Here is a 23374-nt window from a genome sequence, read left to right on the forward strand (position 1 = left end):
CATATTACAATTCTTTATCACATTCCCCATACAAATAAAAAAAAAGAAAATGCCCGTCGGCATCTTCGTTGGAGGTATTCAGTTATACTGCTCTATCACGCGTGGCCATACATTCGCCAATTAGCTTATCGCATTTATTAATGTGATTCAGAAGCCAATCGGTTAACGTACGGTTAAGCTTAATCGTCGAGAGAACGGAGACTCCCTTGGTTTTAATCGTTTCTTCTAAATCAAGAACGGCTTTTACAAAATCAGCATGCGTCTTACGATGTTCCGCCAATTCAGGAAAATCGATCTCTTCCATCAATTGCTCTTCATTGCTAAAATGCTCGATAGTATATTCCTTCAAGAATTTCAGCGTTTCTTCGATCTTCTCTTTCCCTTGCTGCTTACTGCAAGCCTCAAAAAATTCGTTCAATTTCGCTAGCAGCTGTCTGTGCTGACAGTCTATTTTCTCTACACCGATATCATAAGAATCTTTCCATTCAATCACGAAATCACCATTCCATTTCCTGAAATTAACATATCGATAAATACAACTAATTCTCCACCTCTCCGCACAAAAGATCTATTAACAACATCACAGGGAAAATCCCATATTCACCCAAGGAAAGCTACATCTATATCTTTTCCTACTTCATTACAGGTTCTATGTGGACAAGTACATTTGAAACTTGATGCCGGTCTTTCAGTTGTTCTTCGATTTCTTCCGTAATATCATGGCTCTGCACCACACTAAGCTCGGAATCTACTAATACAGTTGTATCTACCAGCACGTTATTCCCGTGGATGCGAGCTTTGATATCTTTAATGGATTGCACACCGTCAATTTCAGCGACGGTTTCTTTCATGAGTTCAAGCTCTTCCGCATCAAAACCGTCCGTTAAGTCATGTGTAGCTTTACTAAAGATATCCCATGCCGTCTTGCAGATAATCAGGCCGACAATAATCGCTGTAAGCGGATCAAGCCATGGAATTCCAAATCCAGAAGCCACAATTCCGACAAAAGCACCTATGCTAACTAAAGCATCTGATCGATTATCTAGTGCTACTGCTCGCATAGCGTTACTATTAATAGAGCGGGCCAGTCTAATGTTATACATATACACGCCCATCATTATCACAGCACAAAAAACTGCCGTCCAGGCTGCTATAAGATCTGGACTTTCCAGTTCTGGTTGAATAAATTTGTTCACGCCCTGGTACAGCACTTGAAGCCCTACCACAATCATAATAAATGAAGCTATTAAGGATGCCACGGTCTCTGCTCTGAAATGCCCGTAGCTATGATTGGAATCCGGCGGTCTCCTGGAGATCTTAAGACCGATTAGTACGGCGATAGAAGCGATAATATCAGTACTGTTGTTCAGGCCATCTGCAAGTAGCGCTTGAGATCCCGCGACCGTACCAATAAACAGTTTGATGGCGGATAGGAATATGTAGGCAACTATGCTTAGCCATGCTCCTTTTTCACCTTGTTTGATGTCGTTGTAATTTTCCAAAAAAAAGAACCCCCAAAGAATAGTATTGTTCTATACTACACTCCGAGATTCGGGTGGGTCTAGAGAAACAGTGTTGCTAAGAGGCGTAATAGTTCCCTCCGTCAAATAGAGTTGCAAGGTCATAACTGTTTTGCGGAGTGTAACATAGTTTGCCTTAGTTCAACTTTAAGTTTTATATTTCTCGTTTAAACGCTTACCGTACTTATAAAAACGCCGTAGGTGTTAATGCTTGTTCTACTGAAATAGTAACTTTTTGCCATTTATTATGTCTAATTATATAATCACTATTTTTGAGGAGCGTGAAACGATGATTCAGTCTTTGCACAAGACAATGATTAAAGTTTTAGCTGTTACATGTATTGCATCTCCAATAGCTTACAACGGTTCGTTATCCGTCATTTCCGCGGAACAAGCAGTCATAAGTACAAGCAATCCCTATTACAATGAAGTCAAAGCACCTATTCTTGTACCTGTTTGGTCATCACCGCTTGCCATCTTAAAAGAAGATAGAATCACTGGGCAGAACGTTACAGCCCTTGCCGAGAATGGGAAGGTCTTTGCCTTGCAGCGGAATGAAAAACTAGTCGCATTGAATGCTACAACAGGTAAAAAAATGTGGGAATTCGGAAGTGCATTAGCCCCGTTGTTCACGTACAGTAATGGATTTATCTACGGACTGACCCAAAATGGCTCCCTATATGCCGTTAATGAAGCAGGTAAAAAAGCATGGTCAGCTTCATTATCACTTCCTAAAGCTACAAGTATACAACGGCTAGGTTCCACCATTTATGTAACACAAGAGAGTCAATTCGCAGCTGTCGATGCGGTCAGCGGGAAGATCAAATGGAAGGCTGTGGAGGAGAGCAATAACTTTACAGGCTTATCGGAACTTATGGAAACGGATGGGGTTGTTATTCGAAGTTATCTCTCACAGGGAGCCTTAACAACTGCCGCACTTGCCGCTTATGACAGTCTGACAGGAAAAAAACTATGGGATCATACCCGTCAATGGTGGCCACTAGCAGTTAAGGACGGCCTCCTCTACTCCATTACCAATACGTTTATGATGGATGATGACGCTGTGAATCGTAATGTTAAAGTTTCAGTATTCAACGTAAAAACGGGTGAACTTAAAGGAGAACGTTTATATAAATGGACAGATACCGAGAATAAAGATGGAGCATTCACATTTGGTGGTGTAAATGGGACTGCATTCTTGGACGGAAATGACTTCTATATTTTTCAGGGCAAAAAGCTTGTGAAATATGATTTCTGGAATTACTCAGCGGAAGGTAAGCCAGTTCAAACCTGGACCTCTATGGCAAAAGAGAAAGATTATCCTCTAAACCAAGTCCATCAGCAAAGAATGTTATATTCCAACTATGATACAGGTACGTTATCCGCACTTAAACTTGGAAATGGTCAGGCGGTAGTCCTCAATAATGGTGAGAATCCTGTAGTTCAGACGGATCTTTTTGGAAATGTGGTTTATAGCGGACAATCAGATGGCCTATTTCATGCTTATGACATGTTGACGTTGAAGCCTATTTTTACCGTGAAGACTGGATCTCGTAACTTTGCCCCATCACTTAAAACTGAAGGTATGCTAATCATCCGAACGGATAATAAGTTGCTCGGTATTAAACTGCCTTCATCAATTAAATAAAAAAAGCCTGATTTCTCAGGCTTCTGGTCTTCAGTAACTTAACTTACTCAGCAGGAGCTGTAAAAGTACGTGCAGCAAATTCAGCATCCAGCATGTAGAAGGCGTTGCTATCTTTATCAATTCGTTTCAGTTTACTAATGATGTTGCTAAAGAGCGCTTCCTCTTCTACTTGCTCGTCAATAAACCACTTCAAGAAATAGATCGTTGCATGTTCACGCTCATCCAGCGCCAAGTCAGCTAAATGATAGAAGCGTTTCGTGTTTTGTTGCTCATGCGCGAATGCATGTTCAAAAGCATCCAGCATCGAAGAGTATTCGTTCTTTGGCTCTGGTAGAGCTTCAAGTGTCGCCCGGTTATCGCGATCATTAAGGAACTTATAGATTTTCATGGCATGGAATCGTTCTTCTTCTGCTTGAATTAAGAAAAAGTTTGCGAAACCATCGAGACTTTCCCCGGAACAATAGGCTGCCATAGCTAGATAAACATGAGCGGAATAAAACTCGAAATTCATCTGTTCATTTAGTGCGTTTACTAATCCATCTTTCATTTGACCGTCACCTCATAATTCAATTTTAATATGTAAAGATTTAAGTTCATCTTATCACCGTGTATCTAAGTCAGCAAGGATTCATCCTTCTGACATCTAAATAAGCAACGAAGGGACGACTATTCTAATGACCAGATTTACACGCAACATCCTTAGACCTACATCCTCTGGTAGCTTTCTAATGGCTTCTGCTATGGTATCTATGCTTCTGTTAACTAGCTGCTCCAATAGCAGTAACAGCTCCCAAGCTGCCGCTACAAATCCGCCGACTGCCGAATCCACATCTTCACCTGTTACCAGTTCCACAGCAGCTCCCTCCTTAGAGAGTGATCCAATTGCTGTTCAGGTTTCCAGTATGAGCCTTGAAGAGAAAATTGGACAAATGCTCCTTGTTGGTATCGATGGAACCGTTCTGGATGATCAAGCAAAAAGGATGATTGCCGAAGACAAAGTCGGTGGAATTATCCTTTATAAGAACAATATTCAAAACCTGAAGGGTATGGTCACCCTTGTTAATTCCATGAAAGAGAGTAACAGCGGCAACCCTGCCCCTTTATTTATGAGTATCGATCAGGAGGGTGGAAAAGTCAGCCGGATGCCCAAGGAGTACGCTTCTTTCCCCTCTAATGGAAAGGTCGGTACCCGTAAGGATGCTAATGCTGCCGAAATGATGGGCAAGCTGCTCGCTAGAGAAGTATTGTCAGCAGGATTTAATATGAACTTCGCTCCCGTCCTTGATATCAATAGCAATCCAGATAATCCTGTAATTGGAGATCGCTCCTTCGGCAACTCCGCTGAACTAGTCAGTACACTAGGGATCGCCGAAATGAAAGGTATTGAGAGCGAAGGTGTTGTTCCGGTTGTCAAACATTTCCCTGGTCACGGTGATACTTCCGTCGACTCCCACCTTGATCTGCCGATTGTGAATAAGACCGCTGAAGAACTGTCAAAATTAGAATGGCTCCCTTTTCAAGCTGCGATAAAAGAGGGAACCGACGCCGTTATGGTCGCTCATATTTTGTTTCCAAAGCTTGATCCTGATAAACCAGCATCTTTATCAAATAAAATCATAGGTGAGCTACTTCGCAGAGACATGAAATATCAAGGACTTGTAATCACAGATGATCTAACTATGGGAGCAATCATGAAGAATTACGACCTTGCCACAGCGGCAGTAGATACCATAAATGCAGGCAGTGATATCTTACTTATCGCTCACGGCTATGATAATGAGAAACGGGTAATAGAATCGCTTCTGAATCATGTAAAAAAAGGTAAGATACAGGAATCACGGATTGATGAGAGCGTCTATCGGATTTTAGCACTGAAAGCTAAATATAATCTATCCGACGAGCCAGTTCCGGTTCCTGACCTTACCGAGCTAAATAAAGATATTAAATCTTGGCGAATCACGATTGAGAACTAGGCTTAGCCTAGTTCAATGCTTACTGAAGTACAACAACATCTCCAACTTTCAATCCGGAGACGGCCTCTGTTTTGTCAGACGTCTCCATGCCCACTTTGATATCTCTTCGTTCATATTCCCCATTGCCTTTATCCAGCATCACGTAGGAAAGATCTCCTTCATGCATTACTGCGATGCTGGATACAACGATGGCATTTTCCTTACGGACCGTCTCGATTTCTCCACTCAAGCTTAGTCCACCAATCAAGCGCTCGTTAGGTTGCAGTGAGATTACCACTTCAAATTGTGGAACCGAAGTAGCAGTAGTATTTTGACCCGAAGCAGTCTTAGCAAATTTAGATACCTTAGTCACTTCTCCAGACAGCTTTAAATCTTTTAAAGCTGTCATTTTAACATCAACCTTCATTCCCGTCTTAATCCGGAAGACATCTTGTTCACCTACAAGAGCTATGAATTCAAGCTTGTTCATATCTACAATTTTGCCGATGTATTGATTGTCTGTCACCGTTTGCGGAATTTCACTGGCGCTATCGAATAGAAAAACACCAGTTGCCGGAGCATGATAGAGGGCTGTTTTAATCTTAGCCTTCTTATCTTTTAATTCACGAGCCTGTATTTCAGCATTTACTTGATTAAGCTCATCCCCTAACCGTGCTGTTTCTTGGGCTGCAAGGGCTTTTATTCGTTCAGCTTCTGTAACACCAAGAGCTGCATTCTCCTGGTCCTGCTGACTAACAAATTCATTTAATTCCGCTTCTAGCTGTGCCTTTCGAATGGTCGCCTCCTGTGTAGCAATCTCATTCTTTAAGGCTTCCTGATCAAGTGTAAACAGCAAATCCCCCTTCTTTACTTGCCCACCGTTCTCAACCTTCCACTTTGTAACTTTTGAAGCATATGGTGCATATACAAGTGTTTCATGCTCATATCGTGAATTCCCTTTGACCTGAACGGAGTTCGTGATGGTTTCCTGTGTCACCTCAAAAGTTATCGCTTGTGGTGGTTCAACAGGTTCTAGCTGTGCCTCGGGTTTATACATCTTGTTGTAGACAAAATAACCCGCTGCAATAATAATCAATACCAATACAATCCACTTGATTCTCCTCTTCATCACTTCTGCTTCCTTTCAACTTAAAAATAGCTAATCCCGTTTTATCGCAGTGAGCGCATTCGTTCTGGACGCGCTTATCGCTGGATAAATTCCCGACAGAACGCCTGTCATTATTGCAAATGCAATCCCTACTGGAAGGGTCATCAGAGGAATAGTGATGACCAAGGGCTCACCCATCCCCATTCCTCCTGTGGTACCAATGAGCTTATTTATGCCAAATACAATCAAGTACGAAAAGCCTATGCCGAGCAATCCACCCAGCATCCCGAGCAATGCCGCCTCTGTAATGAACATATTTCGGATCTGCCCCATATTGGCACCTAGCACTTTCATAATGCCGATCTGGCGACGACGCTGATGGGTAGACATGGTCATCGCAACGATGATGGAGATCGAGGCTATAATTAGAATAAATATACCAATACCAAGCGCTGCTTTCTTGAACATGCTGAATGTCGAGGCCATCGCCTCTTTTTGATACAGATTCGTACTTGTGTTTAGTGTGAGTTTCTGTATAAGCTTCTCCACTTGTACAATGTTGTCTGTACTGTCGACTTTTACAATGGCTGAGTTATATACATCCTTCTGCCCAGCAGTTCCGCTCATTAGTTTAAGCTGTTCAACCAGACGTTCACCAGTCTCTTGCGACACGTAGATCTTCTTGTCGTACATCGCCATATCAGGGTTCCCCGCACTATCCAATATCCCAACAATTTGAATGGGTGAGCTGATTAGAGACTGTCCAGTTTGAGAAGCAGGGTCATACGATTGTAATTGAACCTGTTGTTTGAACATATCCGACGGAAGCATGCTTAAACTATTGTACTGTTCCATTATTTTATTATTGTACGGATCAGTATTCAGTTGTTCAAAAAGTCGTTGCCGAGTCTCGACATCAATCAATCCTACAGTTGCTCCATAGTTTAGTACTGCCATACCAACCGAATCAGAAGGACCACCCTGCTTAAATTTATGGTCATATTTCGTTAGTAGTCGAAGATCCGTTCCGATTAGCTGTACGTCCGTAATTTTATTATCGATAGTAGTCATTTGCATGTAGCCAAGCTCTTGAAAAGGTGCTGCTGCGGTAACATGCCGCAGGCCTTGGACAATCTTCAGTTTCTGAGCCGTTAGCCTGCCGGGGTCTAGCTTTGCATCAGAGGCAGAGGCTCCTTTTCCTTCTCCGCCCCCTTGTGAAGGGATACCGCTATTCGGAGTCACCGTAATTTCATCCATTTTGAAATTCCGGTTAATTTCCCGCTCCGTATAGCTTTGCGCGGAATCTCCTATGCTTAAAGCAACAATAATAGCAGCACAGCCAATCGATATACCAGCCATACAGAGACCTGTGACAACTTTCCGTCGTTTGACTTGCTCCCAAGCCAAACGTGAAATATCACTAATCCTCAATGAGTTTACCCCCTTCGAGTTCTGTATCCGAAGAAGTTTGTTTCTCAGTAATCATATATCCATCCTGAAGCGTGAAAATCCGTTGCATTTGTTCTGCAACTTTGAGCTCGTGTGTTACAACGATGAAGGTGGTTTTCATCTTCTTGTTCAGGTTAAGCAGGATATTGATAATTTCCTCTTCTGTCTTAGAGTCCAGATTTCCGGTTGGTTCATCTGCGAAAATAACGGACGGTTCTGTGATCAAGGAACGTGCAATACTGACCCGCTGCTGCTGTCCGCCAGACAACTGTGAAGGGAACAGGTCGGCTTTATCCGGAATGCCGACCCCTTCCAGCAAAGCCAGAGCTTTTTGCTTACGTATTGATGGTGAAACGGATTGGAACACAAGCGGCAACTCAACATTTTCACGGACAGTCAAGCTAGTAATCAGTTCATAAGCTTGAAAGATAAACCCGATATGCTTCCTGCGAAATTCTGATAGCTTGTTTTCGCTCATCTTCACAATATCATGGTCAGCAATGTAAATGTGGCCTTCCGTAGGCTTCATCAGACCTGCCATCAGGTTGAGCATGGTTGACTTACCGGAACCCGAGCTCCCCAGTAATGCAACCATCTCCCCCTTTTTTACAGAAAAATCTATTTGATGAAGGACTGCCGTCGTTTCATTACCATTCTTAAAAGAATGCGTTACATTTTCCACTCGCAACATTGGAGCTGCTCCTTCTCGTACATTAATAGATATGATTTCCTACTTCTCAGTTACTGGTCTATCGATCTTTATGCTATATGCCTGGCTGGCCAGCTCGATCCGTTCTCCTTGGAACTCATCATACAGTGTGATTCTGTAGGCGCCACCTGACAAGTTTTTATACATATTATTGGAAAATGTTGCAGTATACGAGTTGTTATTCCCTTCAAGAAGTTCAGTACCGATGTTCAAGCTTCGTTCCTGTGATAGGCCATACGGATCTGTCATTTTGAGCACCAGCTTATGGGTGAAGGTTCCCATGTCATAGGTACTGTCACGAAGTAGGTTGTAATTCATTACGATATCTATAGTGTTACTGCCTTGCAGCGATCGCCCTTCCGAACTCAGAACAGACATCGTGTAAGGATATAGCGCAACCTTCGTCAAGTTATTCTCCGGTGGAGTAGAAACTGGATTTAGACTCAATGAAGCAATGTTAATGAATCCCGTTGGTTCCTGACCAGGTTCAGACAGCTTATTCCCGGTAATTCCTGGACCTAGATACATACTTACGTCTGATGGAATAACGGACTTTGGCAATTTTGCCCAGTATGTTATTAATTGCTTACCACCCGGTGTAGCTGAAGTATCTGGCTGATTCACTGTAGCTTCGAATAGCTGGCCATCTCCCGTTTTAAAGTAACCCTGAAGGCGAGCCATTTTGCTTTGTCTTTTTTCCTCACTGCTAAGCAGTAGCTCTGTATAAACGATATTAGAATTGAGACCTTCATAAATAATTGTTTTGTTCTCTTGAACACTAGCGTTCTTGCCTTTACCGGTGATTGCATAACTTCCCCCACGCTCAATTGTCGCTACAGCATTCATCGTACTGTTCGTGCTAAGCGACAGGAACGAGCTCTTTTCTTCTTTTACCGTTGTAAAGAGGTTCACTTTTAATTTATCGAACTCTTGCGTGTAAGGGATTTTGGCAAATACATAGATCTCCGCATTTTTTCCTGGCGCAATCGTCGAGGCTTCCTTGTCCATAAACAGTTCTGTAGAAGAAGACACATCGTCATTGTCTACTTGCACAGATCCTTTTAATTCTGGAAGTGTTAAAGCCACCGATTGCGAATTCTTAATATTTATTCTAGCAACAACGATGTCATCATCTTTCCAAGGAAAGCGCTGCAAAGACAGCAAGTTATAAGTGAATGAACCATATTCATTGGATGCACTATACTCCACGCCCTTTTGAACCTCTGGCCGAAGTGTGTAGGAAATTGTGTAGTAGGCAACGGGTACTGTCAGCTTGGCTGTATTGCCCGTACTTACATTATTCCCTTCAGATCCTTTTCCCTCACCTGCACCGCCCGTATCTGTATTATCTGGAGCTGAAACAGCCTCTATCATTTGCAATTGCAGCGAACTCTGCTCAACCTCAAGCGGAATTTGTGCGGTAAGTGGAATGATTTTTTCTTCCAAAGGCTTTATGGTTAAGCCGCTCAATCCCTTCGCATTAATCGGAAAGGTTGTCCCTGTTGAAGATTTGACGGCAAGCTCATAAGTTGGCAACGTAACGGCCGTCTTCCCTACATTTTTCACTCGAAGCTGGAAGGTCCAAATCCCTTTATTATTCTCAGCGTATACGTTTGCGTTGTTTAACTGAGTTTCTATCGGATTATTATTAATGGTGATTTTCTTGGTCACACCTTTACCTACCACCAAATTAGGTGTTGTAGCTGCCGGTAGCTTGTACGAGGATTTAGCAATCTCAAGCTTCAGTGCTTCATCTTTCTGCGTAAATTGCAGCTTCATATTATCCGTCTTCATATAAGGAGGAATCTCGGCAAGATAATAGATAGTCTTCTTCTCCTGCGGCTGAATCTTGTAACTAATTTGAGAACGATCAAGTGCTAATTCATAAGAACTTCCACCTGCAGAGAGTAAATAAGCCGCATAACCCGGATCACTAAGTACCTTACTGCCCTTATTGGTCAGGCTCATACCCACCTTGGCATAAACTTTCCCATTATATTTATAGAGCTCCAAGGACTCACTTTTAGCGATGACAGGAATGTCATTCATTGTGGTGTTAACATTTTTTCCATTTACGGCAGTTGGGGAATAATTAGCTGGCACAGTAAAACTTCCTGCATGCTTTAAATAACCTTTGGTTTTGGAATCCCATACATACATGGGAATCTTAATCCCTTTTAACGAATTGGTCTTGCCTACGTTGACGTAATATGTAACCCGCAAGCTTTCTTTAGTACCAATCTTCTTCTTAGTCGCATCAACGCTCAGAGGGTTACCCGGGATAACAGAACCCCCTGGCGTCATCACTCTCGAAAAATAGTACATTAGATTTGCGTTTTTACTGCTCCCATTCGAATAATTCAGGGTATAGGTTAAAATATTCCCACCAGGTTGTGACCAAATATTGACATCTTCTAATGTAGCTTTGATATTTGCTCCTAAAGAAATAGAACCCAGATTACTAGGGGGTGTTACTGTCGCCGCAGCTACAGCTGGATTGGTACGAACAGCATTAGCGGATGCCGCTGAAGCGGTATGGCCAGTCAGTTGACTGATGACAAAGGTACTTAATAGTAAAACAACATATGTACTGCTATGCTTTCTCATTTACTTCCCTCCACGAGTATTTTGCTAGAATTATTATAGTGGTAAGTGCAAAACCAATTGTATCCATGTTGTAACACTTTTGGACCATTTGTAACCTATTTGTTCCTATTTGCACGAATTTGAAGAATATTCTATTCTATAATTTCAATTTATCTTTCAATGCAGCCACATCATTAGCAGAAGGATTTTCTTCTCCATATCTAACTTTTTCATATAATTCAATCAATGAATTCGACGTATTAACAGTACTTTCTTCGCCCTTATGTTTAGCCTTGTTAAGAGCAGTCCATTTTAAAATATCGCCTTCGGTTTCCTTCGGCGTAAGATAACTCTTAACTTCATAACCATGATCGTGCTTCATGTGAAGCCAATGCCGATATAGCCAGCGAACACGTTCCGTTTCACTATTCATCTGCTCCCAGCGGTCTTTTCGATGTCTTGGCGTAAGGCGAGTACTCCAGAAATCCTTTAGACCTTGAAGCGTTTGCTCCCATGTAAATACACTTTTTTCCTCATCAAGATAAGTTGTATTGTCCTTTGGAGTATTTTCCCTGCGCAGCATGGATAGCAAGGCATCCATGGCTCTCTTTAATTTCCCTCCGGCATTTCTGTACAACCACCGAAGTCCATAATAAGCTGCAACGCCCAATAACACAGCTCCAGCAACATATAAAGCAACATCTAATATGGCAGCTAGTAGACCAGGCTTTTCATCTCCAACAAAAGGTAGTTCCGGACTCGTTTGAGGCTGTTCTAATGGCGGAGGTAGCGGCTCACTTGACCCAGAGAATAAATTACTAATCCATCCGAAGAACGAACGTACCATATTCCATAGCAGTGTCCCTATAGCTTTTCCGACCCCTGCCGCTAACACGGCCGAAACAATTCCTATAACAATGACATACATACGGTTATTTCTTTGTAATCCTTTTGGCAAAGCTTTGCCTTCTTTAGAAAGCGTACTATATTGTAAATAGCTACTATTAGAAATAAATAGTGTGAGCAATAGACATAAACTACCGCACCAGGTCAGTAGTGTAACACTTTCCTCCAAATTGGGAATTCTACCAAAGACAATGGTCGCAACAAAATAGATTACAATACCTATCCAATACTTCTTACTGGACTGATCTCGAGAGTCAGCAGTCATTCCGAGAAAAGCGCATATAGAACCTGCGACACCTAAAGGCAGACTCTCGATAGACAGACTTCCTGATGACAAAGCCCCAACCACCGTCCCAAGGATTAGAGCAGCCAGCAACTGCTTCCATCTGACACTACACTGTTTCCGTAGCAGAATGCCCACTAATGATAGCAGTGGTATGGCAGTCAACCACATTGGTTCAACTTGCTTGGGTAGTACATAAACTTGGAACAAAATCCATACAGGTAAAACTAACAATAGTTCTAGGATAGAGAATATCCAGAGTCTGACCGTATTCCATACGTAACCAGATAACGGAAGTTTCATGCGCTCTCTGCCCCCTGTTCCGGGATATCCAGCCATTCCACACCATTGCCCAGCAGCAATAGGAGGTCAGCAGCCTCTTGTAATTCTGCTCCTCTATGACAGCTAATGATTAGAAAATCGGTATCACTTATTCCGCTCTCGGCCTGCAGATCTAGCAATCGGCTCATAGGAAGCGTTCTGTCTAGCTCCAGCTTAGCTAACAGCTCTAGCAAATCTTCCAGCTCAGCCATAGGTTCTGCTTCAACAGGATCTCTCTCGCCCCCGTTATCCAATCTACCGTTACAGATAAGTCCCGTTTCAATTCCATGTCGCATGGCGTATTCGGCGATAGTGGCTGCATACCTTATCCCTTGCTCGATACGTTCCACATCCGTTACCGCTCTCCACATGGAATCACTGTCCTCTATATTCAAGCAAATGACGAGCCTGGAATCCGCAGTGTAGTCTTTCTTATGCACCTGCATAGTTCCTGTGCGTGCTGTAGCCTTCCAGTTTATAAGTCCCATAGAATCGCCTGAGCTATACTCGCGAATACCTGCAGTCAGGAAAGGATCTTCAACGATCCATCTTTTCACTGGAAGTTCACCAAGCCAGCTATGTATCGGTAGCGGAAGATCGTCTAGGTTCAGCAGATTAGGATAGACTAATAACTCTAATTGCAGGGGATACGTTTTGTTTTTCCGGATCAATCCGAAGGGATCTCCAGTGGTCATGGTGACCGACTCCAAACGGTATATTCCACGCCGCTCGCAAGTTACTTGATGACGCCGTTTAATATGACGGTAAGATTTTAGAAAGAACAAGCTGATATGATTCTGATAGATTTCACCCGTGCTAATGCCGAGATTATCTTGACTTCCAAATTCCAAGCCTCTGGCAATACTAGATTCCAGCCGCAGCCATGGTAATGGCAGAAGTTTCGCGTTAACAATCTCCTCGATCATCTCAAGGTTATCCCCTTCATAAGCAACCTTAGTTGAAAAATACCGAGTATAACTAAGCGCTTTCAGACCATTCCGATTATAAATAACGGCAAGGAGGAACAGTAGAGCTACTGTAATGAAAATGAACCAAGGCAAAGCCATAGCTCATTCCACCTTTCCGCCTCTTAAAGACGTAACGAGTTCAGTGGGTACTTCTAACTCACGAAGCACTTGTAATACAATTTCCGCGGCCTGTCCCTCTTTTGAACCTAATCCACGATGAAGAAGTAGACGATGTGCAAGCACCGGAACAGCTACGGCTTTAATATCATCTGGTGTAACGTAAGATCTACCTTGGATTAGAGCATATCCTTGAGATGATCTGAGCAATGCCCCACTTGCACGTGGACTCGCCCCTAGTTTTACTGCTGTAGATTTGCGAGTAGCTTCCGTAATCCGAACGATATAGGCTAGCAAATCATCACTAATACTCACGGAAGCGGCCAAACGCTGCGCAGCTTGAATATCTTGAGCAGCAGCCACAGCAAAAGTCTCTTCAAGTGGATTATTCTCACGGAAACGCTGCAAAATATGAATCCCTTCATCAAATGAAGGATAACCCGTAGTAATCCGCATCAGAAATCTATCTAATTGCGCTTCGGGCAACGGAAAAGTGCCCTGGTTATCAATCGGATTCTGAGTAGCGATAACGAGAAAAGGTGCTTCTAAGCCATGAGTCACACCATCGATCGTGATTTGCCGCTCCTCCATACATTCCAGCAGACTGGATTGTGTTCTTGGTGTTGCACGGTTAATTTCATCAGCGAGCAAAATATTCGCAAATACTGGACCTGGTCTAAACTGAAATTCACCTGACTTTTGATTATAAAAATTAATCCCGCTTAAATCAGAAGGCAGCAAGTCTGGTGTAAATTGAATACGCTTAAATGTACAATCTAAAGACTTTGCAAGGACTTTGGCTAACAAGGTTTTACCTGTACCCGGAACATCTTCCAGTAGAACATGGCCATTGGCAAGTAATGCGGTTAGTAGCAGGTCAACTCCATCCTCTTTTCCAACAATGACTTTTGCTAGATTGGTTCTAATAGATTTGATGAGTTCAGTAACCCCTTGAAGATTCATGTAAATGCACCATCCGATCTGAGGAAATTATTGTAATAAGTCCTTTCATCATAACAGAAAGTGTATCCAATATATAATTCACACGAAAAGGCCCTGCCCATTAAAAAGGTAAAACCTAGATTTCCCCTCCTGTTTTTATTTACTTCGCAGTTTTATTCCGATATCGAAAGAAAGCCGTGATGGCATAATAGATCGGGATGCTTTCAACGATTAGCCAAATGGCAACAATAGCATAACTATTATAGTGTTTATAATAACTGCCTATGTGTCGTGAATATAAAAAAGCTATCGTTATTGAAGCTATTGTTAAAAAGGGAATATACATTTTTCTAGCTTTTGTATTAAGCAAGCCGGATACACATCTAGAGGCTACATAGATAAGAAATGAGCTATGAATGAACATAGAAGACGACCATATTCCAATTAAGAGCGGATCCGAATTGCCTAGCAGATTATCTTGTTTGGAGCTACGCACCAATTCAAGGAAAGGATATTGCAGTTCCCGACCCAAATGTGGACCAAAACTCATCATCGTCAGTGACCAACCAATTAAGACAGTTACTAAGACAAATATCCCCGAAAATACTAATCGTTTCAGCATTTTTGCTTCAAGCTTCAGATCGGGCACAACAAACAAGAGGACAATCCATTCTCCAAACCATGACATGACTACAATAGAGTCCCTCAGGGCAATCCCGGGATCATGATAATGAATGAAGGCTGGCAGCATATTGAAGTCCGCATTCGGGAGAAATAAATTAAATAAAATGATCATCGTTATGAAAAAAATAAGAAAAAGTCCATCCGCCATATACGCTATCGTTGTAAAGCCTAAACTTGCCGTATACATAATCACTAGCCCAATTACACATTGAATAAACAGAGGTGGAGTTCCTCTCAAATAATTAGAACCAAAGAATAGCACAAAGTTCTCAATATCATAGGATGCATAATAAACACACCAGCATAAAAGCAAAAGAAGCATGAACTTGTGTGGCCATTTACCTATGATATCTTTTCCAAAGCTAACCCACGCTTGATTAGGCCGTAGCATACCGACGTGAAAAGTAAACCACAATAATATCAACCCTAATAAAGACCCCACTATTAATGCAATCCAGCCTTGATAGGATGAAGTAACAATTAGAGACGGAATCAAAAAAATAGTGGTTTGGGAGCTGAAGAAAATAATGAAAAAACGGAACAGCTGCCATTTCGATGTTCGCATAACTTCTCCCTCTAAACGTCTTATTTTGCTGTTCCAAAATCCACAATGCTAAAATCTGTCTTCACTTTAATATCAGCCTCTTGAGCATAATAATTATCCCACCGCTCTCTAAGCTGCTTCCATTGCTTTGGATCGTTCCATTCCAATAACAATCCTAGCTGCAGAACATCAGCACCTGCTTTTTGGGTATTACGAATGGCTTCGGTAAGATTATTAGAAACTTCCTCTTTAAGCTTCGCAATGATAATTTGGCCGAGTTCCTCTGCATCCCTATTCTTCGGGTCCCTTAAATAAATAACACTAGCTTTCCCCTTTAAATTCACTGTGAACACAGGACCCTTATCCGTTATATTTAACTTCTTTGATGATTTTTTGCTTACAAATACAACACTTGCGGCACTTTTTCCCTCATCCCAATCGACGGAGTAAACTGCCAGCTTAAGACTGCCTGCAGCCCAAGCTAATGCCCTTCCCTCTTTAAGCTTAAGAATTCCTTTCATCTTATCTTTTTGAAACAACTTTGCCCCTTGGATTCCTGCCCAGAATTCCGGCTTTCCATCTTTCGATATTTCTCCTTTTTTACCAAATGAAAGATTGTTAATAGCAAATCCAACACCGGATGCTTCTGCAAACAGGCAATCCTTAATCGTAGTTGAAAATAAATATCTCTCCGATCCAAAGTTCCTTAGTACATCCGAGGGTATTTGCTCGTAAATAGGTGTTAAAGTATTCATTTCCTTCGCACTTCCCGGACTAGCCATAACAAAAGCACCCAGAGGAAGACTTGGTTCTCTTTCAATCCATAATAGTAGTTCGCGGATTCCTTGTTCAGTAAAGGACTTCCCTAAGACAATTACTTTTAATTGAGCAAGACTAAGCTGACGAGTTAAGTCTTTTTGAATTAACTGCATGGCATCTGCAATCGTTCCTGCGGTCTTAGAAACGGTAGAATAAGTATTACCGTCTCCTCCACCGCCACTTGAAGGTTGTCCAGCTGCGTTAAGACGATTGGGCAAGGGTGAGTTAATCGTAATTTCAACAGTATTTGGTTCTTTGCCTTCATCGATAAACAATCCATATACAAATGTTAGTTCATCCAGCTCAACCTTCGACGACCAACAACCTGTTATATTTAGGAGCAAGATTACAATAACTCCTATCTTCAGGATTCTCATTTTTCTTTCTGTCTCCTTTTATTCCTATCTGTATAAAGGTTGCTGCGTTTCGTCATAAAGTTCGAGGGGAAACGAGCAAATGTATCCTTCCAGTCCCGTAACACGAATGGAGCAACGGGTTGCAAATATGGAGCACCTAACGGTCTTAAGTTTGCTAAATGTCCGTAAATCAAAAAAGCTGTAATATATACCCCGAGCAGCCCCATTGTTCCACCCATAACGAGAAGCGGGAAACGAAGTAGTCGGAAAGTCAGACCTAGCTCATAATGAGGAATGATGTAGGTGGCAATTCCAGTAATAGACACAACAATAACCATTGGAGCAGATACAATTCCTGCTTGGACCGCAGCCTGACCAATAACGATACCCCCAATAATTGAAACCGTCTGTCCTACAGGTTTCGGAATTCTAGTCCCGGCTTCTCTAAGCGCTTCAAAGGTAAGCTCCATCATTAAAGCCTCGGTAAGCGCTGAGAAAGGAATGTTCTCTCTCGCAGAAGCAATTGTAATTAACAGTTTGGCGGAATGATTTGAGGATGAAAGGTTGTAATCGCTACATAAAGGGATGGAAGCATCATGGATATGATTGAGAATAGAAATCTAACAATACGAATCCAGCTTGCTGCATAAAAGCTTTGGTAATAATCCTCAGACGATTGCAGCATGGTGAAAAAAGATGTCGGAGCGAGCATTGCAGTAGGTGTGCCATCTTGTATGATTCCGATTCGGCCTTCCATTAAAGAAGCTGCCACCGAATCAGGACGTTCTGTATATTGAAATAACGGAAATGGTGTGAGGTTACCATCCCTTAAAAATTCTGATATATAACTAATCCCTAATATCCCGTCAATATCTATTTCATTTAGTTTCTGCTTTATCTCAGCAAGAACTTCTTTTTTGTAAAGTCCTTCAATGTAGACCACATACACATCGGTTTTTGTATATTTACCAATCGAATAATGAATGGTTTTTAGATCCGGATGTTTAATTTTATGTCGCAGCAGAGAGAGATTCGTTTCTATGTCTTCAATGAATGCTTCTTGGGGACCAATCACTACAAGTTCGTTTTGTGATTCGGTCACTGATCTTTTTTGATATTGGGTAATTTCAAAATAATAAACATAAGGAAGATCCTCAATACAAAGTACTACTTTTCCAGCAACGATCATATCTACGATCTTCTGTAAGTCAAATGCCTTGAGATATTGGATAGGAAAAACGACACCTTGATCTAACCGTTCTAAAAAATTCGGCCATTCCAGTTTTGCTTCTGCTTCTGTTTTTAATGGTAAAGCAATACTTTCATGAAGTGTCTTAGAATCGATGATGGAAGGTATATAGATCAAAAGACAGGTATGCCCATGAACAGAAATGGACTGATACACGGCATCACTGCATCCCTCCAGTTGATCTTTAATGGTTTTTATAATTCCTGACATAGGCTTTATACCTCCTGTGCTGTGACTTGCGAATCTGGCTTAGTTTGCCAATTGTTTACGAGGTTTATACTCCCTATTCCATTTAGCCATATACGAAAAAAGAACCGATATGAAAAACCGGTTCTTTCTTGTTTTTGGGTATGTGATTTGTTAGCCCCCATCAACTTTGGATTAATGGCTTTAGCACTTTCAAAGATGCTTGCAATTGCTCTGAGCATTGTTCGTACATTTTTTTAGCTTTTTCATTTTCTGTCGACAAACTGAACATTTCCAGATCCGCTTCACACTTTTTGAGCAAAGCATATAATTGTGGTTTATCTTGTGGCTGTGGAACTTTAAAGTTGTCGGCATACAAATCGACCGTCAGCTCACCGTAAGAATCAACTTGAGCGAGAAATACATTCTCGACGGTTAGCCCCATTTTCTCTAGCGCGCCATCAAGCCAGCTGCGAGTTAGATTTAAGGTATCTAACGGTTTATCTAATACTTTCCCATCCATGATGACGGCTTGTGACTCTTTCTGAGGGGCAACCTTCACACCCAGGTCTTTTGCAGATAGAGGGAGATACTCCTTCTTAAGCAGAACATTAATCGCCCCATCAGACTCCATAATCGCAAATTCCACTTCAGATATATTAAATACATCCTTTTTACGTAGTTCTTCCAATAATTCATCAGTTGTTAAACGTTCCTTTTTCATATGATCTTCAAGTATTTTCCCGTCCTTTATAAGAACGGTGGACTTAAAGTCAATGAAGTCTCTTGCTTTTTTACTCTTCATCTGAAGCCATTCAATTCCTAAGGAGCAAGCGACCCATACAATCAGTGCAATGATTCCTAAATGCCAATACTTATCCGTATCCAGAGAAATATAGGCGGCTATGCTGCCGACGGTTATCCCCGTAATATACTCGAAGAACGAGAGCTGCGATACTTGTCTCTTCCCCAGTAATTTAGTTAAAAAGAAAAGCACAACCACAGCAAAGAGTGTTCGTACTACAACCTCCAACCACTCCGGCATTTCAATTTTCCTCCTTTTTTAAATCAACCCTTGTTTATTAACACTCATTATTTGTCAAAAAAGGTCCATTCAATCCTGAATTAGACTTCTTATTTATGGAAATCGGTTAACGGTACCGCTTGTATATTTTTCCTGCATAACTAAAGTGACGGTTGAGGACAATAGGAAACGTCATGCTAGAAACTTAAAACAGAGGAGAGAAACCTAATGACAGTAGCCTCACAAGTTAAAACATGTTTATCTTCTTTAAAAGGCGCTCAAGCGAGCTTGGAGCAATTTGCACTTGAAACACAAAACGAAAGTGCAAAAACTTTATTCACAAATGCAGCTGAGCAAACGCAACAAATCGTTACACAGGTTGAAAATCGGGTAACCGAATTAGAGTCAGAAGAACCTCAATACAAAGGTTTCTAACGATCACTTGAACCATCAAAGGGGTCTTTGAGCTAGCGGTAACTAGCTTAAAGACCCCTTCTCTACATCTAACTGCAATACCGCTTACTTTCTTTTTTTGGCAGGAATCAGGATCTGAACCGATGTTCCAATTCCCACACGACTATAAATACTTACGCCATATTCAGGTCCATATTGCAGTTTAATCCGTTGATCTACATTACGGACGCCATAACCTGTATTTGTATGTCCCTTCGAATCGAAAATTTGATCAATACGCTCCTGTCTGATGCCAATACCATCGTCAATAATACGGAAGAGAATATTATCGCCTTCCTTACGCCCTACAATCCGTAAATGAATGTGATCGCCGCACCAAGCATGCTTCAGCACGTTCTCGATAAAGGGTTGTAGAATCAGTTTAATGGTCTCATAAGGCCATATCTCTGTATCAAAATCAAACATAACCTCCAAGCGGTCACCGTATTTAATTTTCTGAATTTCTAAATAGGCGTTTGCTTGCTCAATTTCAGTTGGAACCGGAATCATCGTACGGCCTTCATTCAGCGTTAAGCGGTAAAACTTCGCTAATTCCATTACCATCTTCTGCAGCTTCTCATTTTGACCAAACTTGGCTAATTGAATAATAGACGACAAAGTATTGTACAGAAAATGTGGATTGATTTGCGATTGTAGGATTTCAAGCTCCGCTTCTTTCCTCTGAAGCTGCGTCAAATACACCTCTTTAATCAACATATCGATATTCTCGCCCATATCATTCAGCGCGGTTGCAATCTGAGAGAATTCATCCTTGCCGCGATAGGAAATACGCTTGTGAAGATCCCCTTCCCGATAAGCATTAAGCACATATACGAATTTATTAATCCGAATGGAAAAAAATCGTGAGATAAATATGCCGACAAAGCTAAAAACCACACAACATATGAGACACATTAAAATAATAAACAGGCGTACCTTCATTGCATCTTTTTCAAGAATTGCAGTCGGAACAAGCGCAATTAATTGCCATGCTTGGTTTGCAACCATAACTGTTTCTCTAATCGTCAAGTAATCCTTATTAAGTTCGGTTTCATCGGTATAGTTCTTCGGTAGTTCACCCGATTGATACATCGTTTTTCCAAACTCGTTCTTAATAATTAGATTACTTCCCTTTCCTATCTTCGTATAATTGACACTGTCAAACAGATCTGGAATTCCTACATTAATCCTTAGAAACCCAATCTCCTTTGGCTTAAGAGGTTCGTATGTATCAATTAATCTACGGAGCAACGAGATACGATTATTCTCAACATCGCTCTCAATCTGCCACCATTTCATAGTTTCAGCGTATTTTTCAGTTGGAAAATCATAATACCATGACTTCCCTTCAATTCGTTTCATATGGTATAGATGATAAAAGCTGCTATTATCCAGATAGCCTTCAAGTGAATTTGAATAGATTTCAGGGATCGATTCATTCTTTAAGAATAGCGACATTCCAATCTTCATACCTGTAGATTGGATAGCTACATCTAACTTCGGAAGTACCTTCTTAGACATCCGATCGTAATTTTCCCAGCCCTCTTCATAACTACGAAGATTCCGGTAGAAATCAAAATCACTATATAGTTGTGTCGATATTCGAGTAACTTCGTTCATTTTATAATCAATATTATCGCGAATCTGCAATAACGTCCCTTTTATATTCGTATCGATATGCTCGCGTAATGATTTATTGTACATGGAATGAGAGACGAAGCCGATCAGGGATACAGGGATAATAATAAAAAACATATACGTCAGCATTAATTTATACCCAATTGGCACATACTTATGTCTTCTTCGCATTTTCATATAACATCATCCCCCATCACTTGTCGCGCTTACGATACTCCATAGGTGTCATACCATAAGCCTCTTTGAACTGTCTGCTGAAATAAGGGAGATACCTATAGCCTACCTTGCTAGCGATTTCATAGATTTTGCATGTGGGATCTTTTAAAAGCTTACCTGCTTGATCCATTCGAAGCTGTGTAAGTACTTCACTGAACGTTTTCCCAGTTTCCTCTTTGAATAAATAGCCCAAATAGTTAGGGGAGAAAGAGAACTGCTGCGCAATATCTTTAAGCGTAAAGTTATCACTCATTCTGTCTTGCATCGTTTGGATGATTTCTCTAATCAATTTATGGTTCACTGAATCTGATTTACTACGCAGGTACTCGGAGATCTCAAACGTTTTGAGTACGAGCCACGAGCGAATATCACTGATCGTATCGAATTGGTGTAAAACATCTAAACTATGTATCTCCATACCTAAAATTTCAAATAAATCCTCACTAACATCCTTTAACTGCTGATCCAGCTTCCAAATGATATACATTGCCAGATTATGAATAGTAAATTTGGATCTTAAACTACTAACAGAGCGGAATAACTTGTCGATCTCATCATAAATAAGAACTAACTCATACTCTTTCACCGCTTTAAATAGCGTATCCATACGGGTATCTAACATACGAGCATCGATCATCCCTGGTTCACTGCTAACGGTCTCATACATTATAAGATTACCTTTGCCAATAAACATTTTTCCGTCCACAGCTTCCATAGCTTGTCGATAGGAGATATGAATCTGTTCCATAGAAAATGTTGGTTTGCCTACACCTACAGTCATTGTGACTGGAAACTTCGCGCGAATCGAGGCGTAAATATCCTCAGTAAACTTTTCCATTTCCTGTTCATTAATCAATAAGGCAATCCGATAGGATGATACCTTGTAGCAATGTGGCATTCCGTGCTCCTGACCTATTCTATTCACTTCATATAGGAAGTCCTTAGCCATTTGATGTTTAGATAGATTATCCTGTCCTTGAAGCCAGTTGAAATAGTCAAGCTCCAAGACAGCTACACGAACAGGCCAATTCAGCTTATCCAGACCGTATGACTTCACAAGCGACAACATTCCGGCCTGGCTACCCTCTTCCCCTTCCCATTCCCCTTCGAACAAGCGTATCAACAAATCTTTTTTTGCCATTGGAATCATATGCTGATAGGCTTCTTCAACATCACGGCGTTTACGTTCATCGTCTAAATCCTGCCTTACTTTCTGAAGTGCAGCAATGAGTTCACTATCATCCATTGGCTTAAGGACGTAGCTATACGCCTTTAGTGACAGTGCTTGCTTAACATAACTGAAATCTTGGTAACCGCTTACAAATATCACGCGTATATCCTTTTTTTTCTCAATGGCAATTCGAGCCAGCTCAAGACCCGACATATTCGGCATATTCACATCACTTACGATAATATCAATAACATACTGATCTAAAATATCGCACGCGGTAAACGCGTTATTTGCTGCCTCCACAACTTCCATACCAAGCTCATTCCAAGGAATAAATTGTCTCATACCTTCTAGATCCAGCATCTCATCGTCTACTAATAATACGTTGTACATCAACAAGTCCCCCTTTGAAATGCATTAAACCTATCTGTAAATTCTACCACTATTCTTTTCCAGTATACCATTCATTAATTTGTCTACCAGCTTATAAACAATGAGTCATCAGAATACAACGTAAAAACGAAG

The 23374-nt window shown here is 41.3% G+C and carries 19 protein-coding genes and 1 pseudogene; 3 read left to right on the forward strand and 17 right to left on the reverse strand.

Annotation, left to right across the window (positions count from 1 at the left end):
- Positions 1–82: 82 nt before the first annotated feature.
- Positions 83–493: a bacteriohemerythrin gene (locus L1028_RS18525; RefSeq protein WP_234536939.1), complete on the reverse strand. Its 411-nt coding sequence runs from the start codon at positions 491–493 to the stop codon at positions 83–85.
- 139 nt (positions 494–632) lie between these two features.
- Complete coding sequence (locus L1028_RS18530) at positions 633–1502, reverse strand: cation diffusion facilitator family transporter (RefSeq protein WP_234536941.1); 870 nt, start codon at positions 1500–1502, stop codon at positions 633–635.
- 307 nt (positions 1503–1809) lie between these two features.
- Between L1028_RS18530 and L1028_RS18535 the strand changes: the two genes are divergently transcribed.
- Entirely contained in the window at positions 1810–3168 is a 1359-nt protein-coding gene (locus L1028_RS18535) for an outer membrane protein assembly factor BamB (protein ID WP_234536945.1), read from the forward strand.
- Between the two features lie 43 nt (positions 3169–3211).
- On the opposite strand, the gene L1028_RS18540 is transcribed toward L1028_RS18535, so the two are convergent.
- Both L1028_RS18540 and L1028_RS18545 read right to left on the reverse strand, forming a co-directional pair.
- Positions 3212–3715 (reverse strand): ferritin, encoded by a 504-nt coding sequence (locus L1028_RS18540; protein ID WP_042127399.1) that lies wholly within the window; start codon positions 3713–3715, stop codon positions 3212–3214.
- Positions 3716–3811: 96 nt separating this feature from the next.
- A complete protein-coding gene (locus L1028_RS18545; RefSeq protein ID WP_234536948.1) occupies positions 3812–4021 on the reverse strand; it encodes a hypothetical protein in 210 nt (69 codons plus the stop codon).
- 49 nt (positions 4022–4070) lie between these two features.
- Between L1028_RS18545 and nagZ the strand changes: the two genes are divergently transcribed.
- A complete protein-coding gene (gene nagZ / locus L1028_RS18550) occupies positions 4071–5141 on the forward strand; it encodes a beta-N-acetylhexosaminidase (RefSeq protein WP_234536951.1) in 1071 nt (356 codons plus the stop codon).
- Between the two features lie 19 nt (positions 5142–5160).
- On the opposite strand, the gene L1028_RS18555 is transcribed toward nagZ, so the two are convergent.
- From L1028_RS18555 to L1028_RS18605, 11 genes and pseudogenes are all read right to left on the reverse strand, one after another.
- Positions 5161–6249, reverse strand: coding sequence for an efflux RND transporter periplasmic adaptor subunit (locus tag L1028_RS18555; RefSeq protein WP_234536954.1), 1089 nt, complete (start codon positions 6247–6249; stop codon positions 5161–5163).
- 30 nt (positions 6250–6279) lie between these two features.
- Positions 6280–7659: an ABC transporter permease gene (locus tag L1028_RS18560; protein ID WP_234536957.1), complete on the reverse strand. Its 1380-nt coding sequence runs from the start codon at positions 7657–7659 to the stop codon at positions 6280–6282.
- Positions 7649–8368 carry an ABC transporter ATP-binding protein gene (locus L1028_RS18565; protein ID WP_234536960.1) on the reverse strand — a complete coding sequence of 240 codons (720 nt, stop codon included), beginning with the start codon at positions 8366–8368 and terminating at the stop codon, positions 7649–7651. The genes L1028_RS18560 and L1028_RS18565 overlap by 11 nt, the downstream gene beginning before the upstream one ends.
- 39 nt (positions 8369–8407) lie before the next feature.
- On the reverse strand, positions 8408–10993 hold the full coding sequence (locus tag L1028_RS18570; RefSeq protein WP_234536980.1) for a hypothetical protein: 2586 nt from the start codon (positions 10991–10993) through the stop codon (positions 8408–8410).
- Positions 10994–11129: 136 nt separating this feature from the next.
- Positions 11130–12464 carry a hypothetical protein gene (locus L1028_RS18575; protein ID WP_234536982.1) on the reverse strand — a complete coding sequence of 445 codons (1335 nt, stop codon included), beginning with the start codon at positions 12462–12464 and terminating at the stop codon, positions 11130–11132.
- A complete protein-coding gene (locus L1028_RS18580; RefSeq protein ID WP_234536998.1) occupies positions 12461–13549 on the reverse strand; it encodes a DUF58 domain-containing protein in 1089 nt (362 codons plus the stop codon). The genes L1028_RS18575 and L1028_RS18580 overlap by 4 nt, the downstream gene beginning before the upstream one ends.
- Before the next feature lie 3 nt (positions 13550–13552).
- Entirely contained in the window at positions 13553–14530 is a 978-nt protein-coding gene (locus L1028_RS18585; RefSeq protein WP_234537001.1) for an AAA family ATPase, read from the reverse strand.
- Positions 14531–14669: 139 nt separating this feature from the next.
- Complete coding sequence (locus tag L1028_RS18590; protein ID WP_234537004.1) at positions 14670–15758, reverse strand: GerAB/ArcD/ProY family transporter; 1089 nt, start codon at positions 15756–15758, stop codon at positions 14670–14672.
- A gap of 20 nt (positions 15759–15778) precedes the next feature.
- Entirely contained in the window at positions 15779–16933 is a 1155-nt protein-coding gene (locus L1028_RS18595; protein WP_234537007.1) for a Ger(x)C family spore germination protein, read from the reverse strand.
- Positions 16930–18371: pseudogene (locus tag L1028_RS31720) on the reverse strand (spore germination protein). The gene L1028_RS18595 and the pseudogene L1028_RS31720 overlap by 4 nt, the downstream one beginning before the upstream one ends.
- 160 nt (positions 18372–18531) lie before the next feature.
- On the reverse strand, positions 18532–19392 hold the full coding sequence (locus L1028_RS18605) for a DUF421 domain-containing protein (protein ID WP_234537026.1): 861 nt from the start codon (positions 19390–19392) through the stop codon (positions 18532–18534).
- 207 nt (positions 19393–19599) lie between these two features.
- On the opposite strand from L1028_RS18605, the gene L1028_RS18610 reads away from it, so the two are divergent.
- Positions 19600–19806, forward strand: coding sequence for a DUF1657 domain-containing protein (locus L1028_RS18610; protein WP_036678243.1), 207 nt, complete (start codon positions 19600–19602; stop codon positions 19804–19806).
- An 84-nt stretch (positions 19807–19890) separates the two neighbouring features.
- On the opposite strand, the gene L1028_RS18615 is transcribed toward L1028_RS18610, so the two are convergent.
- Positions 19891–21639 carry a sensor histidine kinase gene (locus L1028_RS18615; protein ID WP_234537029.1) on the reverse strand — a complete coding sequence of 583 codons (1749 nt, stop codon included), beginning with the start codon at positions 21637–21639 and terminating at the stop codon, positions 19891–19893.
- Between the two features lie 16 nt (positions 21640–21655).
- Positions 21656–23242, reverse strand: a complete 1587-nt coding sequence (locus L1028_RS18620; protein ID WP_234537032.1) for a response regulator — start codon at positions 23240–23242, stop codon at positions 21656–21658.
- Between the last annotated feature and the right edge of the window lie 132 nt (positions 23243–23374).

Origin of the sequence: Paenibacillus pseudetheri (assembly GCF_924513355.1) — a bacterium.
Classification (GTDB): Bacteria; Bacillota; Bacilli; order Paenibacillales; family Paenibacillaceae; genus Paenibacillus_AQ; species Paenibacillus_AQ pseudetheri.